15 protein-coding genes are annotated in these 15,298 nt (G+C 31.8%); 4 read left to right on the forward strand and 11 right to left on the reverse strand.

Going from position 1 to position 15,298, the window contains the following annotated elements; genetic code table 11:
• Positions 1 to 30: 30 nt before the first annotated feature.
• From IJL02_RS05045 to thsA, 6 genes are all read right to left on the reverse strand, one after another.
• Positions 31 to 648 (reverse strand): stage II sporulation protein M, encoded by a 618-nt coding sequence (locus IJL02_RS05045; RefSeq protein ID WP_292811728.1) that lies wholly within the window; start codon positions 646 to 648, stop codon positions 31 to 33.
• Positions 648 to 1,745 (reverse strand): tryptophan--tRNA ligase, encoded by a 1,098-nt coding sequence (locus tag IJL02_RS05050; protein WP_292811735.1) that lies wholly within the window; start codon positions 1,743 to 1,745, stop codon positions 648 to 650. The genes IJL02_RS05045 and IJL02_RS05050 overlap by 1 nt, the downstream gene beginning before the upstream one ends.
• 98 nt (positions 1,746 to 1,843) lie before the next feature.
• The gene (gene endA / locus IJL02_RS05055; RefSeq protein ID WP_292811744.1) at positions 1,844 to 2,359 is read right to left on the reverse strand and encodes a tRNA-intron lyase; all 516 of its coding nucleotides are present in this window, start codon (positions 2,357 to 2,359) and stop codon (positions 1,844 to 1,846) included.
• 136 nt (positions 2,360 to 2,495) lie between these two features.
• On the reverse strand, positions 2,496 to 3,206 hold the full coding sequence (locus tag IJL02_RS05060; protein ID WP_292811753.1) for a metal-dependent transcriptional regulator: 711 nt from the start codon (positions 3,204 to 3,206) through the stop codon (positions 2,496 to 2,498).
• Positions 3,207 to 3,385: 179 nt separating this feature from the next.
• On the reverse strand, positions 3,386 to 7,408 hold the full coding sequence (locus IJL02_RS05065) for a pseudomurein-binding repeat-containing protein (protein ID WP_292811761.1): 4,023 nt from the start codon (positions 7,406 to 7,408) through the stop codon (positions 3,386 to 3,388).
• Between the two features lie 420 nt (positions 7,409 to 7,828).
• Complete coding sequence (thsA, locus tag IJL02_RS05070; protein WP_292811774.1) at positions 7,829 to 9,478, reverse strand: thermosome subunit alpha; 1,650 nt, start codon at positions 9,476 to 9,478, stop codon at positions 7,829 to 7,831.
• Positions 9,479 to 9,596: 118 nt separating this feature from the next.
• On the opposite strand from thsA, the gene IJL02_RS05075 reads away from it, so the two are divergent.
• The 4 genes from IJL02_RS05075 to IJL02_RS05090 are packed head-to-tail and all read left to right on the forward strand — an operon-like array spanning position 9,597 to position 11,942.
• Positions 9,597 to 10,622, forward strand: a complete 1,026-nt coding sequence (locus tag IJL02_RS05075; RefSeq protein WP_292811783.1) for a lipopolysaccharide assembly protein LapB — start codon at positions 9,597 to 9,599, stop codon at positions 10,620 to 10,622.
• 27 nt (positions 10,623 to 10,649) lie between these two features.
• Complete coding sequence (locus IJL02_RS05080; RefSeq protein ID WP_292811790.1) at positions 10,650 to 10,805, forward strand: hypothetical protein; 156 nt, start codon at positions 10,650 to 10,652, stop codon at positions 10,803 to 10,805.
• A 37-nt stretch (positions 10,806 to 10,842) separates the two neighbouring features.
• Entirely contained in the window at positions 10,843 to 11,295 is a 453-nt protein-coding gene (locus IJL02_RS05085) for a hypothetical protein (protein WP_292811793.1), read from the forward strand.
• Positions 11,296 to 11,303: 8 nt separating this feature from the next.
• Positions 11,304 to 11,942, forward strand: coding sequence for a DUF116 domain-containing protein (locus IJL02_RS05090; protein WP_292811799.1), 639 nt, complete (start codon positions 11,304 to 11,306; stop codon positions 11,940 to 11,942).
• A gap of 66 nt (positions 11,943 to 12,008) precedes the next feature.
• Here IJL02_RS05090 and IJL02_RS05095 read toward each other — a convergent pair whose 3' ends face one another.
• The 5 genes from IJL02_RS05095 to sucD all read right to left on the reverse strand — a co-directional run bounded on the left by IJL02_RS05095 (position 12,009) and on the right by sucD (position 15,290).
• Complete coding sequence (locus IJL02_RS05095) at positions 12,009 to 12,374, reverse strand: DUF2283 domain-containing protein (RefSeq protein WP_292811806.1); 366 nt, start codon at positions 12,372 to 12,374, stop codon at positions 12,009 to 12,011.
• A complete protein-coding gene (locus IJL02_RS05100) occupies positions 12,371 to 12,682 on the reverse strand; it encodes a hypothetical protein (RefSeq protein ID WP_292811811.1) in 312 nt (103 codons plus the stop codon). Before IJL02_RS05100 ends, IJL02_RS05095 begins: the two co-directional genes overlap by 4 nt.
• Before the next feature lie 334 nt (positions 12,683 to 13,016).
• Complete coding sequence (locus IJL02_RS05105; protein ID WP_292811819.1) at positions 13,017 to 13,223, reverse strand: hypothetical protein; 207 nt, start codon at positions 13,221 to 13,223, stop codon at positions 13,017 to 13,019.
• Between the two features lies 1 nt (position 13,224).
• Positions 13,225 to 14,427 carry a hydroxymethylglutaryl-CoA reductase (NADPH) gene (gene hmgA, locus IJL02_RS05110; RefSeq protein ID WP_292811824.1) on the reverse strand — a complete coding sequence of 401 codons (1,203 nt, stop codon included), beginning with the start codon at positions 14,425 to 14,427 and terminating at the stop codon, positions 13,225 to 13,227.
• Positions 14,427 to 15,290 (reverse strand): succinate--CoA ligase subunit alpha, encoded by an 864-nt coding sequence (gene sucD, locus IJL02_RS05115; protein ID WP_292811831.1) that lies wholly within the window; start codon positions 15,288 to 15,290, stop codon positions 14,427 to 14,429. Before sucD ends, hmgA begins: the two co-directional genes overlap by 1 nt.
• Positions 15,291 to 15,298 lie beyond the last annotated feature (8 nt).

A 15,298-nucleotide genomic window follows, 5' to 3' on the forward strand; every position in this document is an offset into this window, starting at 1 on the left:
AATATTTTTCAAATTGTTAATATATAAAGATTAACTTAAAATCGAAAGTACAAATTTGGCTATTGGAATTGTCAGATAGACCTCAACAAATCCAGCGATAACCATCAATATTGAAGCTATTATAAATAGAATAATTGCCTGTTTTAATTTATCGAAACTCTCCTCAAATGAACCGGACAAACATTTTAAAATAGATTCTTCATCCTGATTCCATAATGCCCTTAAAAATTTATAAACAAAGTTAAATAAAACAAATCCTCCGGCACAAGCTAAAATGCATGATGGAAACTCAAAAATTGCATGAGGAATGATTAAAAGCAAAGTATACAGGAGGTTATTCGAACATGCCACATAATAGCCTGCAAAAAATCCGTTGAATGCCAATAGAAAAGCTGAAAAGCAAAATGTAATGCCATATATAAACATCTGAAATATAATTTTAATATTATTAAAAAATATATCTCCAAATTTAAGTTGAATAACACCTGATTGAACCTTATTGGTTAAATCTTCCACATGAGGATTAAAAAAACCATATAACTGAGGTTGTAAAATGTAGCCTAAAATTAATGAAATGAAAAATATAGCTATTGAACAAATAATAGCTATCTTATTTTCACTGAAAGCCGATTTAATTTCTTCAAACATTATATCAATGTTTCTGCAATTTCACGAGCTTCAATCTGTTTGTCTTTTAAATCTTCAAAGAACTCCTGCATTAACTCAGCGGTTCTAACCTTACAGTCTCCACAGCGTAAAGTTCCGTTTAAACAGTCAGTTCTGATTTGTTTGAGTTCTTCATCATCATCAATTAAGTGATAAAGCAGCATTTCATAAATTACGCATTTATCTACTTCTCCACCTAATTCCTTTTGCTCTTTTAGAGTTTCTCTTCCACCTGTTTTTGCAGTTTTAACTTTTTTGGCTGCTTCTTTTGGATCATCATTGAGATAAATTGCAGTTGAAGGTTTTGAACTGCTCATTTTATCACCAGTCAATCCTGTTAAAAATCTGTGATATGTTGAAGCAGGAGTTAAAAACCCTAAATCTTCATGAAGCTTTTGAGCAATATCTCTAGTTAATCTGATATGTGGGTCCTGATCAATACCTACCGGTACAACAACCTTTTTAGGACCTCCAAATTCCTCAATCTGTGGAAGCAAAATATCTGCAACCTGAACTAATGGAGCCTGAATATGAGCTATATTAGTTGAAGGTGTAAAACCATAAATTGCCTTTAACTGATTGAAATTGGTTTTGCTGGATGCCTTAAATGCCAAATCCTGCAATAATTTATTTTGGGATTGAAGATACACATTGACATTGTCTTTTTCAAGGTCAAGTCCCAGTGCAATCCAGTTTGTTAGATATTCCTCAACAGCAATTTGACGGCCTTTTTCAAAGCTCATTCCACGTGCGGCATAGGATTCCAAATCAGCAATCGGCAGAGATAGCATTGCACCCTTCTGTTGATACCATATTAGCTGGTCAACGACCATCTTATGACCAATATGCATCTGGCCACTTGGCATCATCCCAGTCACGACTGCAAAATCTTTATTTTGGTTGATTAAATTATTAATCTCTTTAAATTCCCTGTGACCGAAAATTACTCCTCTCTGCATTAGTCTTTGAGGATTTTTTATCTCATCAATTATATCTGAAACTTTACCAATTCCAAACTGATTAACCAATTTATCATAATCCAGGCTAAATGATGCCCATGGATCGATTAACTTTTCCACATTTTCACCTTCAAATACATTATATTCAATCAATAATTAATAATTATAACATTAAATAAAAAATCATGTTAAAATATAATAGACTTCTTTAATTAAAATCAAGGCCTTGTCCATTCGATATTATAGTAGGTTATGTCAAAATCATCATCAACAATAGCCAAAAGGAGCTTTTTGTTGACTCCATGTGAAACTCTGACATAACTTGCAAAATCAAGTGCATTAATCTCATAATTTTCAAAAATGATTTTAACTAAATAATCTGAATGCCCTTGACCAGGAGATCGGCCTCTATCATATAATCTAAATTCAGAGCCATATTTAAATCCTGTTTTTATAACATATCCACGGTCTTTTAAATCGCGGTAAACAATATATTTTGCATAGTTATTCTGTTCTTTTAAAATATCAATCAGATATCCAATGCTGCATTCGATATCATCTTCATAAATGTCCAAACGTCCTTTCTCCAATAGATAACACGCCTCAATTAAAGAAAGATTCAGACAATCAGCTTCAATTTTACCGAACTTACTTTTCTCATGTAGAGCGATTGGTCTTTTACTGCCTTCTTCAATTTTGATAGACACTATTTCATTAGATAAGTTACCACGCATTAAAACACCGTAAAAAGAAATACATTATATTTAATGCTATTAATTTTGAAATAAATATTATATAAATATATTTATAAAAAAAGAAAAAATTGGAGTGTTGAAACACACTCAATTCTAATAAGAATATTTCAAAGCATTAAATCCTAATAAATATATTATTAGCCATTTCTGCTGAAATATTTAGATCTTCATTTTCAATATTGACCAGATAATGAGTTCCTACTCGATTTTCATTGAATTCATAGCTTAAGTGTTGGCCAACTTTAATATTTCTTTCTGCAATTTCATCCAAAAGTTCCGAACTTCCCCTTATAAATGAGATAGTTCCTTCAGCATTGGAAGTTAATTCAGATATTGACAATAAGTTGAATTTTCTGTTTACCACATGGTCAAAATCTTTTAGAGAATAACATTCATTGCAGCTTTCAAAATCGAAATTACATGCAGGAATTATATTTTCATCAGGACATAAATCAGGATTGTGCAGCATATTACATAATGCCCTTTCAGCTTCATCAGATAAAGTATGTTCCATCTCACATGCCTGATCATGAATATTTTCCTCTTTGATTTTTAAAACATCATTTAAGAATTTTTCTAAAATCCTATGCTTTCTGGTAATTTTTTGAGCTATCTGCATTCCTTCATCTGTTAAAGTAGCTCCCTTATATGGAGTATAATCAATATATCCTAAATTTTCTAATTTTTTAAGCATTTGAGTTACACTTCCAGGAGCGATGCCTAACTCTTTTGAAAGCATTGTTGTGGAAACCTGTTCTCCATTACTTCCATTACGATAGAGAACTTCTAAATATTCCTCAATATTTTCACTTATCTTCTCAGCCATGAAAACTCACCTTATTAATAAATTATCAAGTAAATATTTATAGTTAAGAGTATAAAAAAGTTTTGGTATGCCTAAAAATTTAAGTGAAAATTTTATTAAAAAAATAAGTTTGTTATTATTTAATTTGTATTTAATGAATATTTAAATGTTTTCTAAAAAAAAGAAAAAAGAAAAGTTAATTAGAATGAAATACCTGAATAAATTCCGTGAAGTGTGAAGGAATTTGTATTCCAATTAACTATATTTCCAAATGAATTTCTAGTACTTGTAGCATCTACAACATACCATTGTCCATCAACTAACACCTGAGCCCAAACGTGACCGTAAGTACTTCCGCTTGAGAATCTGCAAGTTCCGTGAACATATCTAGCTGCAATACCTGCAGTTCTGTACATGGAAACTAACAGATGAGCTTGGTCTACACAGTTACCTGTTTTTGATGATAAAGTTCCAGCAGCACCATATTTGGTATTATAATAGAAACTGTATGAAACAGCATCTCTAACATAATTATAAATTGCTCTTGCTTTTTCTAAAGTAGTAGATAAACCAGAAGTTATTGAATTTACTGTAGACTTAATGTTACTGTTGTCAATAGGACAATTAGTAGAAGCTTTTAAGTAAGCAGATGTATCGGATTCTGTATTTTTCTGATTTAAACCGGAACCTGAACCTGTTGTAATAGCAGTACTTCCACTACTACTTGATCCATAAGTAACTACAACATAATTAGGTAAATCTCCATTGGTATTATAGTACGCTAAAATACGTGAGAAAGAATCCACCAATTCGGAATAAATTATTTTTCCTACTGCAGATGAAGCATAGTTAGGAGCCAATTTATTGGTACTGATGAATTTTGCCACATTATTTGCAACAGTTATGTAATTTTCTTTAGTTAACTGTTGGGAACTAATTGTATCACCACTAGGTGATTCTGGAGCGCTGACACCACTGATATAAGCAATATCATTACTGTTTGAGTTACCGATTTGATAAATAGCCTGACTCATCAAATACAAGAATTCAGGCAATTTGAATGTGATGCCTGCTGCTGTAACAGTATTTGGGAGTTGATTATTATTTGAATAATATGTTTTCAAATTAGTAGCTCCAGTTAAAATATCCTTAATGGAAATTGTTTTAACTGTAGATGTGTCAGGAGTTATTGTAGTTTCAGATTTGGTAATTTTACTTATAGATACAGTATTAGGTAATGCGTTATTAGACTTATAGTAAGCTAAAATTCTAGAAAATGCATCAACCAAGTTTTCATATTTAATATTTCCTAAAGTTGAAGTCGCATAATTAGGAGCCTGTTTATTAGATGAAATAAATGAAGCAACCCTAGTCGCTACATCAACATAATCAGCCTTATTTAAATTACCTTCAGATTCTCCAGAAGAACTTGAAGCCGCACTTGCAGATAATACTGAAACTGCAGAAGTCTTACCAGAAGCAAGATTCTCAATAGATTTTGCCATCATATATAAGAATTGGGAAGTGGAATAAGTTACGCCACCAATACTTACACTGGACGGTACAGCACCGCTTGATGAAATAGTATTTTTCAAAGTGGTTGCTGCAGTCAAAATATTTGCAAGAGTTACTGATGATCCAGTAGTTGAACTGGAACTGGAAGAACTGGAACTGGATGAACTAGAAGACGGATTGACTTTACCAGTTAATGAGTTAAAATTAACTAAGTTAGTTAAACCCCATCTGAATATAATTACTCCAGTTGCTTTAGAATTGACAGCAGTTTGAGCGTCATTAGTTATTTCACTTGAAGACAATTTTACTACATTATCATCTGAAGCATATCCTTGTAAACCAGCCCAGATTTGAGCTCCTTTAGAATTATCAACAAACCATTTTGTTACAGTACCAATCCAGGATGTAGTCTTTTTATAATTTCCCTTATATATCATAGGGACAACAACGTCCATATACTGACTGATTGCTGATAAGTCCTGACCGTAATAATAAATATTACTTGTAGTTTCAGGCATGACTGCACATGAAACAATGAGCTTGGAATTTAAAGCGTGAAGAGATTCACTGGCTAATTTTGCAAATTGAGAGATTGCTTGAGTACCTCCTGAAGTTTTATAAGCTGTACCCGGATATCTCATATAATCAAAGTGAATACCTGCAACACCTTTAAGTGCAGCGTATGTTTTTGCTTCGGATATTACTTCATTGAAGTATGCTGTATTTGCAGCTCCGTTTTTAACAGGATTAATCCAGTTACCATCATAGAAAGTCTGCATCCAAATATGAACTCTCATTCCGTAAGTATTAGCAGAAGCAATCCATGATTCAACAGCAGATTTACCCCATTTAGTAATTGCATAATAGTTTAAAAATATATCTGAAGTTCCTTGAGCAGCTAAACCAGTTAAAGAAACACTTTTCATGTCTCCACCGAAAAGCCAATATCCATATCCTCCTAATGTAGTTTTCTTGGAAATGGTTATGGATTTAGTTAAACTGCTAGGCTCATAATTATCGCCTGTAGCTTCATATTTAAATACTGCAGAGTAATCTCCAGCACCTAAATTTAGATTAAATGTTGCATAACCATTTGCAGAAGTGGTTGCAGAATATGTTTTTGAATTAATTGTTAACTTAACGGTCTTACCGGATAATCCTTTATTATTTGAATCTTTCAATAGAACTTTCAAAGTTTGTGACCCTTCATTAAGTGTACCGCTACTCCAGACTATAGAAGTTTTTGTTTTATCTTTAACTGTTATAGTTGAAGATCCGGTTTTTGCATTGACTTTAGAGTCACCGTTGAATTTATAAGCAATAGTATATTGACCAGCGGCTAAACCAATCGGCAAAGAAGCAATACCCTTACTGTCAGTAGTTCCAGTATAAGACTTGCTACCTACAGTAAAAATAACAGTTTTCTTTTCTAAAGGAACACTGCCTGATGTTAAAGCGACTTTAAACACAGAGTCTGCACCATCACCAAAGATAGTGGAACTTTTTACTGTGAATGTAGGAGTCTTAGAAGGAATTATATAAACTTTATTTGATGCACTTGATGCCTTATAGAAACTGTTTCCATCAAATGCGTATTTTACAGTGTATACCCCATTATTTAAAGTAGGTAACTTAAGTGAAGCAACACCGTTACTATCAGTTTTTGATGTATAAGTTTTACCATTGATTGTAAATTTGATAGTTTTTCCAGAACCTGGTGCATAGCCTAATCCATTAAGTAAAGTAACTTTAATAGTTTTACTTTCACTATTAAGGAAAGTGTATGAAGTAGTAGTTAATTTAGAAGTAGTAGATCTGACCACTTTAACAGTGTTGGTTAAAGTCAAACCGTCTGTGTTATAAGAAATCATCTTATAGCTACCAACACCAAGACTTGTCATTGAAAGACTGGCTACACCATTACTATTAGTTTTTGCAGTATAAGTTTTACCATTAATCCTAAACTTAATATTTTTGTTAGCTAAAGCTTTACCGTCACTTTTTAAGAATTTTGCGGTAAATTTCTTTCCATCAGTATATACCTTAGTAACATCATTTGCCTGAATAGTTGTCAATACCTTACATGAAGTAGTTAATCTATAGTTTGTAACTGTATTTAAAGCAGTGATCTGATAAGTTCCAGGTTTAAGATTAATTGCTAAAGAAGCCACTCCGTTTGCATTAGTTTTGATTGTATAAGTTTTGCCGACTACAGTTACTTTTACATTTGTATTTTTCAATAGATTTCCTTTTAAATCGGTAAATGTAGCGCTATATTGAGTGCTTCCTTTATAATATTTAGTAATATCTTTTGCTTTGATGGTATCTGAAAGTTTTACAGTAGAAGAAACATCACTGGCTGCACCATAGACTTCAACATCTGAACCTGCAGCTAAACCAGTAACCCCATTTGCACCATCAATCGAATTCATCGTGTTAGTTGATAAAGTATTTGAATTTTCAGATTCTAAAACTTCTTCACTTGATAGAGAAACTTTAGATGAATCATTATCAACACTTGAATAACTATATACAGAACTTTCTGATGAATCAGCAGTTTTCTCTAATGGGACTGAAACATCTGATGTATCATCTACTAAGCTAGTAGTATATGAATCTGTAACATTTACTTCACTTGCTGAAATAGCACTAACTGAAAAAATTACGATAAGCGCTAAAAAAACAGTGAGTAATAATTGTTTGTTCAAAATATTTTACCTCCATAACAATTTTTTCAAACATCCGCGAGTTAACATTCTCGCTTCAACAATATTTATTACAAATATGTTATATAAACCTTTTTATTTCAAAAAAAGCATTATACTCATTTAATTTTTAAAAATAAAGCTAAAACTTAATGAAAATAAAGAATTAAGTAACATTATACTTGAATATAGTTCTAAAAGGATTAAATTATATGAATTTATTTTTAAAGTAACTTGACTATACTAAAATGTAAACAATAATGTTAGTACTTATCATATAAAATAACATATAATTTAAAACTATTTAAACAAAAAACATAGATTAAAGATTAGTTAGAATAAAAAACAACAAGTTTAATCGAGTATAAAGAAAAATAAGCAATTATAATAAAAAAAGAAAAAGATGTAAAAAATTTTAAAAATTTACATCATTGGAGGCATTCCACCCATTCCGCCTGCACCAGGCATTGGTGGCATACCGCTTGCATCATTACCTGACTCATCAGGTCCGGTTGAATTCAATGCATTTCTTGCAGCTATCATATCATCAATACGTAAAATCATTTCACAAGCTTCACCAGCTGATTGAAGTGCTTGGATTTTAACTCTTACAGGTTCAATAACTCCAGCTTCTTTCATATCAACTACTTCACCAGTAAAGACGTTTATACCGATGAATTTTGATTCTTCATGAGCTGCTTTTAAATCAGCAATTAAGTTAATGGTATCTAAACCTGCATTTTCAATTAATGTTCTTGGAATAACTTCTAAAGCTTCAGCATATTTTAAAATAGCTAACTGTTCTCTTCCACTTACAGATTCACCATATTCTCTTAATTGTTTTACTAAATCAATTTCACAAGCTCCTCCACCGATTAAAACTTTTCCTTCTTTAATAGTGGATGCAACTACACCTAAAGCATCATCAATAGCTCTGGAAATTTGTTCGGTTACATAACGGGTACTTCCCCTTAAAACAATGGAAGATGCTTTTGGATTTTCACATTCTTCAATGAAAGTCAATTCATGATCAAATAATTTGTCAAGATATACACGGCCGGCAGTACCTAATTTATCTTCGGATAAATCTTCAATGTCAGTTACAAGTTTTGCACCTGTAGCTTTGGAAATTCTTTCCATATCAGATTTTTTAACCCTTTTGTAAGCCATGATTCCTGCTTTTTTTAAGTAGTGTTCTGCCATGTCATCAATACCTTTTTGACAGAAGATTACATTAGCACCGCAATCAAGCACTTTCTCAACTAAATCCTTAATCATTTGTTCTTCTTGCATTAAGAAAGCTTCAAATTGGTCAGGACTTGTAATATCTATTTTAGCATCAGTGTTGATACTTTTCAATTCAATAGGATATTTAACAATAGCAATTTTTGCATTTTCTACTTCTTTAGGCATGCTTTTAGATAAAGGAGCCTTATCGATAACAATACCTTCAGCTAAAAATGAATCTTCTACAGAACCGCCTGAAACTCTTTGAATATTAATGTTGTCGATTTCAGATTCACCATCTTCTTCAATTCTTAAAGCAGCTTCAACAACCAAATCAGCTAAATGTTCTTTTGCATAATCTGAACCTTTACCACTCATAGCAGTAATTGCAACTTTTTTAAGGGTGTCTTCATCATCTGCATCGATAGCAATATCATCTAAAAGTTCAATAGCTTTTGATGTTGCATTTCTGAATCCTTTTACAACAACGGAAGTTGCAATTCCGTCATCCAATAATTCTTCAGCCTTATTTAATAATTCACCTGCAATCACAACAACAGAAGTAGTTCCGTCTCCAACAATATCTTCTTGTTTTTTAGCAGTTTCAACAAGCATTCTAGCTGCAGGTTGGTTAATTTCCATTTCTCTCATAATAGTTGCACCATCATTTGTGACAGTGACATCACCTAATGAGTTAACTAACATTTTGTCCATACCTTTAGGACCTAAAGTAGTTCTTACTATACCTGCTAATACTTTAGCAGCTGTGATATTCATTCTTAAAGCATCTCTTTTTGAATATCTTTCAGTCCCTTCAGGGAGGATAAATATTGGTTGATTTGCCATTTCATAATCACCTTTAAATTTTAATAAAACAATATAAAAATAAGTTTTTTATACATATATAATATGGATTAGAAGTTATATAAAAATATTACCCATTAAAGTAACTTTAGGTGTGTTAATGTACGAAGAAATAATTGAGGAAATAAAATCTAACTTAGGTCAAAACAGGGATTTGAACAGAAAATATCTATCATCCCAAATTGAAAAGTATAAAGACCACCCATACAATAAAGAGATTATCAAAGAGATTTCAAGGATGATGTGGGACTGCTTAAGTGAAGATGAAAAAAATGAATTCATAGAAATATCCCAAAAAGAAAATCCCATAATGGACATATTAAATGACGTTTCGCAATTCATTGAAACTGGAGACTACAACAAAGCCCTGATTATGTTGGATGAATTTATGGAAAGCTTTCCAGGCATGTTTGAAGATGATAAGGTAAGCGAATACCACAGTTTTACAAACCCTCTGGAAGAGATAATATTTAGAAAGTATATTGGTGCAAAAAAGGAAGTCAGATTAATTCCAGACAATCAGCCATTACTTGACCTATATTATATCTACGGATTTTTGCTGTTTGAAAACAAACAGTATGATAAAGCCGAAGAAAGTCTTAAGAAAGCTAAAAAAATCAACCCAGTTTCTGCAAGAGTAATCCTGGAATTAAGTGAAATATACAAAATGCACACCCCTACATTCAATAAATTTTTCATATATACCACTGAAGCTTTAACATATTCATATTACCCTCAAGACATTGCCAGATGTTACAGAAACTTAGGCTATTATTACGTTGAGGAAAACCAATTGGATGTTGCTGTCGGATTATACAAATACAGTATGGAATTTGAAATGAGTGTAATGGCTTATAGCGAACTGCAATATATCGAATCAAAAGGTCAAAACATTAATCTGACTACTGAAGAATCAGTTGAAATTCTTAAATCAAAAAACATACAAATTGGAGTTAATCCTTTCATTTTAAAAACATTGGGCGAATTAGCTAGCGAATATGAAGAAAATAAATTATATAACCAGTCCGCATATTTCTATGAACTGATTTACAATATAACAAAAGATGGCAAAATTCATGAAAAAATTGAGAATATAACATCAAAAATAAACTTAAATAATATATAATATATAATATATTATAGGTGATTTTAAATGTGTTCTAGCGGAGGGCCAATGGCCGATGTCGATTTAGGAAAATTAAAAACTAAAAAATATCATTGTAAAGACTGTGGAAATAAGTTTAAAGGACTTGGAAAAAAAGTAGTTTGTCCATCTTGTCAAAGTGACAACGTTGAACTTGCAGAGTAAATTATTTACTCTATTTTTTTTATTTTTTGTGATTTTTATGAATATTGATTTTAAAAATGATGAAATACTATTTCTTGAAGGCGAAACCGGAATGGTTGGTGTCGTGAAAGTGGCTTATGAAAATAAAATGCTTTTTATCGCCACACAGGACAATGAAGAAATAGTTCAGTTTTTAGAATCAGATGACATTATTGCAGTATCCAACTTCAAAAAGGATAAACGAGCAATACGTTCACAGGCTTATTTAAGCCGTGAAGAATCTTCACCAATTGTAATTTTAAATAAGGATCATCCATCAACAAAACGATTAGAAACAGTATTATCAATAGGAGATCAAGTAAACCTAAACTGCAATATAATACCGGGAACCCATCCTGAACAAAACGTTTTATGTTCCTGTGACAGTTTATCCGGTCTTGAAATAATCAAAACACCCACAGGAATCCGATTAAATAAAGAATTTGATAATTATACTATTGAAAAATTTTAGGTTAAATAATGTTTATCGAATCATTTTACACATTTTTAGGCCAATTGGTAGTCTTTTTGATTATCATCATTGCAATTCTATTTATCGCAATTCTAATTTTAGGTTTGTTTATTGCCCGTAAAAACAAAATTAAATTTCCAAGATTCATACTATTTGTTGTGGATTTATTGTATTCTCCATTTAAAACCATTTCCAGAGTATTAGGTCTTGATGAGTATTTAATTGATGATATAGCTATAAAAGTTAGGGATGACGTTAACAAAGAAAAGTTTAGAAAAATCCCTGCTGATAAAACATTGATATTCCTACCACATTGCCTAAGACACAGAGATTGTCCTGCAACACTTCAAAAAGAAGGTTTAAACTGCACTGAATGTGGATTATGCTCAATAGGAGTTATTAAGAAAAAAGCTGAACCATTAGGATACAAACTATACATTGTTCCGGGATCCAGTTTTGTTAAAAAGATAGTTATGGAAAATAAGTTTCAGGCAGTTATAGGTGTTGCATGTCACGAAGATTTAAATCAAATGATGATGCTTTTGTCTGATTTTTACCCTCAGGGAGTTTTACTTGAAAAAACAGGTTGTTTTGAGACAAAAGTAAATATTAAAAAAGTATTTGAAAAAATAGACTCCAAATACTAACTATTTACTGTCCATCAATAATGCGAACTTTCATTTTCAAAGAACATGATTTGAATAAGAATTGTTTCATGCTGTAACTAATTCTGATTCCATAGCAGGAATACCATTTAAATTAGTTGTAATTCTATTCATTCCAAATGTTTGTGTTTTGTTATGAATCGGAACAATTAATTGGACTTTTAGATTAATTGCTTCTTCAGTTATATTGGATTGAATAGTGATTTTAGATAAATTATTGAAATAAGTTTTATCTAAGTTGAATATTTTTGATGCATTTAAAAATTCAAATGCAACAGGTTTTCCATCCTTATCAATGTCTAGTATTACATCATTGTCCAATTCTAGTGAAACTTCATATTCATAATCTTCAACACAATATATGAATAATGAGTCCCCTTGACGATCATAATCATATACTACTTTGTTATTCATTTTCTCACCCTTTGATTTCTGTAAGTTTCCATGACCGTTAAAAATTTTACATCTCTATTATCATTTATACCTATCACTAATGATATATCTTTTGTGGGCCTTTGGTTGTGTTCAAAATATAATCTGAATCTATTGTAACTTTGTTTAATTATCCCCATTAATGGATTGTGCAAGAATGTTTCAAATATTAAGCCTAAATCACCTATTCTTTGAACATTTCTTATGTCAAAATGTTTAGTGTCAGGCATGAACGATTCATCACATGAATTAATTATTTCAATCGCATCTTCAATAGAATAATCTATCATTTAAAACCCTCATTTTTAATTAAATCCCCAAATCAGCTATTTTTAATCTATTAAAAATAAAATAATACAATATTTGTCTGATTTTAGTTTATCGAATGTTCACAATCAAATTATAGAATGAACATTCCATATTACATAATTTACAACCAAAATTAATAAACATTTATTAAGTGCGACTAGGCACAAAAACACAAATATGATTAATTAAAAATAAGCTAGTCATCCTTATTGATGAAATATCATACAATCTATGGATATTTGAAATATTTATATATAAAATATTAAAAAACTAAAATATTGTAGTATCATGCAAGTTTTCGCATGACTACAAATACTAATCATCATAATATCTCATAAAATCATCAGATTCGGGAGTTTCACTAAATTCTTTAATAAAATCATTTAAATCCTTGATGAACTCCTCTTTTCTTTTATCAAAATCTTCGATTTTAGAGTAGTCTTTTTTTATAGCCAGAGTCATTATTATATCATCAGTTTCAAGAGTCAATTCAGGATATAATTCATCTAAAAAATCATCCATGTTATCCTCTTCCAAGTTCCTGATGAGCCCTTGCAAGATGTCCTGCAGCCAATGCACCGACAAGTGATAATTCACCTGCCAAAACAGTACATGCAACAATTTCTGCAAATTCACGAGCTTTACCAGAACCTGCGACACCCAATATTTCCAGTCCTTCATGAGCTACTTCAAGGCTTGTTCCTCCACCGACTGTAGCTACCGGAAGGTCAGGCAAGTTAACTGAGAAGTATAAATCTCCATTTCTATTTTCTGCTGTTGTAATACCGAGTGAACCTTCAACAACATGAGCTGCATCCTGACCAGTTGCCAAAAATATGGCCGCAACCATATTTGCATAATGGGCATTATAAGCCATACTGCCACTGGCAGCAGATCCGATTAAGTTTTTAGCAATATTAACTTCAACAATTGCTTCTGCAGTGGTTTTAAGTTTCTTTTCTACAATATCTTTTGGTATTAAAATATCTGCTATAACACTTTTTCCTCTTCCTTCAACAATGTTTATAGCAGCAGGTTTTTTATCAACACAGACATTTCCGCTTAACGCAATATGAATAGCGGAAGTGTCTTCTGCAAGTTTTTCTAGGATTTTTTCAGAAGCTATTGTTACCATATTCATTCCCATACTGTCTCCAGTTGAGAAAACAAATCTTGGATAAACATAACTTCCAACAATTAAGATAGGATCAATTTTTATTAACTTACCATGCGAAGTTGTACTTTCAGCAATTTGTTTTAACTCATCGAAATTATCAATAAACCATTGCTTGATTTTTAAAGCATCACCTACACCATCACATTTAATAGCAGGTGCACGTGTCATGATATCTGACACCACTCTGGCATTAGCCCCACCAGAAGCAGTAATTGTAGAAGCACCCCTGTTTATTGATGCAACAAGCGCACCTTCTGATGTTGCAAGCGGAACGAACACCTCTCTTTGACAGTATTCACCATTAATCTTTAATGGTCCGGCAATTCCCATCGGAAGCTGTAAGACTCCAATTGAATTTTCAATATTTCTTGCAGATGCACGTTCCATATCTAAAGTGTAATTTGAGATATTGTGTAAATCAATTGAGTATTTTTGCTCTAAAAATTCTCTTCTAATATCAGTTGCCTCTTTTGCACTGACCTGCTTGTCAACCTGGTAGAGTTTCATCTCACCATTTAATAATTTATCAATAATTTCCTGATTTGACATTACATAACCTTTTTAAGTAAATCTACAATTTCAGATGGTTTAATTGCTACTTCAACACCAGCTTCATTTAAAGCTTTTGTTTTACTTTCAACTGTACCGGAAGATCCTTGAATAATAGCTCCGGCATGTCCCATTCTTTTGCCTGGAGGTGCAGTTCTTCCTGCAATGTATGATACAACCGGTTTTTCCATTTCTTCTGCAATATATTTTCCTGCTCTTTCTTCTGCAGTTCCACCAATTTCACCAATTAAAACAACCGCATCAGTATCATCATCTTTATCGAATCTTTTTAAGATATCCACATAGTTATCTCCAGTAACTGGGTCTCCACCAATACCTACACAGGTACTCTGACCGATTCCGGCATTTGTAAGTTCACTTGCAATCTCATAAGTTAAAGTACCACTTCTTGAGATAACACCGACATTACCTTCAGAAAAGATATGAGTAGGCATGATACCTAATTTACCAACTCCTGGAGAGATAATACCCGGAGTGTTTGGACCAATTATTGTTGTTCCCATTTCTTTTGCATATGCCATTATTTTCATACTGTCATGGACAGGAATGTGTTCAGATATGATAACAACTAAATCCAAATGTCTTATAGCTTCAAAAGCAGCATCCTTTGCAAATCTTGCAGGTACAAAAATAATTGAAGAATTAATGTCTACTTCTTCGGTTGCTTCTTCAATTGAGTTGAAAATCGGAACTTGATCTAAGAATTTTTGACCACCTTTTCCAGGAGTAAGACCTGCAACAATATTTGTATTATATTTTAACATTTGTTCTGTATGAAAGGAACCTTGTTTACCGGTAATTCCTTGAACTAAACATTTTGTATCTTCATTTAACAAAATCATAATTTATA

It is taken from the genome of Methanobrevibacter sp., assembly GCF_017427765.1.
Taxonomy (GTDB): Archaea; Methanobacteriota; Methanobacteria; order Methanobacteriales; family Methanobacteriaceae; genus Methanocatella.

What these genes read in the sequence shown, in the direction of transcription:
- IJL02_RS05075 (WP_292811783.1), top strand. Translation starts at nt 9,597, where the DNA reads ATGTACGAAGAAATAATTGAGGAAATAAAATCTAACTTAGGTCAAAAC.
- IJL02_RS05060 (WP_292811753.1), bottom strand. Translation starts at nt 3,206, where the DNA reads ATGGCTGAGAAGATAAGTGAAAATATTGAGGAATATTTAGAAGTTCTC.
- IJL02_RS05100 (WP_292811811.1), bottom strand. Translation starts at nt 12,682, where the DNA reads ATGATAGATTATTCTATTGAAGATGCGATTGAAATAATTAATTCATGT.
- thsA (WP_292811774.1), bottom strand. Translation starts at nt 9,478, where the DNA reads ATGGCAAATCAACCAATATTTATCCTCCCTGAAGGGACTGAAAGATAT.
- IJL02_RS05105 (WP_292811819.1), bottom strand. Translation starts at nt 13,223, where the DNA reads ATGGATGATTTTTTAGATGAATTATATCCTGAATTGACTCTTGAAACT.
- IJL02_RS05080 (WP_292811790.1), top strand. Translation starts at nt 10,650, where the DNA reads ATGTGTTCTAGCGGAGGGCCAATGGCCGATGTCGATTTAGGAAAATTA.
- IJL02_RS05090 (WP_292811799.1), top strand. Translation starts at nt 11,304, where the DNA reads ATGTTTATCGAATCATTTTACACATTTTTAGGCCAATTGGTAGTCTTT.
- IJL02_RS05085 (WP_292811793.1), top strand. Translation starts at nt 10,843, where the DNA reads ATGAATATTGATTTTAAAAATGATGAAATACTATTTCTTGAAGGCGAA.
- hmgA (WP_292811824.1), bottom strand. Translation starts at nt 14,427, where the DNA reads ATGTCAAATCAGGAAATTATTGATAAATTATTAAATGGTGAGATGAAA.
- IJL02_RS05045 (WP_292811728.1), bottom strand. Translation starts at nt 648, where the DNA reads ATGTTTGAAGAAATTAAATCGGCTTTCAGTGAAAATAAGATAGCTATT.
- IJL02_RS05095 (WP_292811806.1), bottom strand. Translation starts at nt 12,374, where the DNA reads ATGAATAACAAAGTAGTATATGATTATGATCGTCAAGGGGACTCATTA.
- endA (WP_292811744.1), bottom strand. Translation starts at nt 2,359, where the DNA reads ATGCGTGGTAACTTATCTAATGAAATAGTGTCTATCAAAATTGAAGAA.
- sucD (WP_292811831.1), bottom strand. Translation starts at nt 15,290, where the DNA reads ATGATTTTGTTAAATGAAGATACAAAATGTTTAGTTCAAGGAATTACC.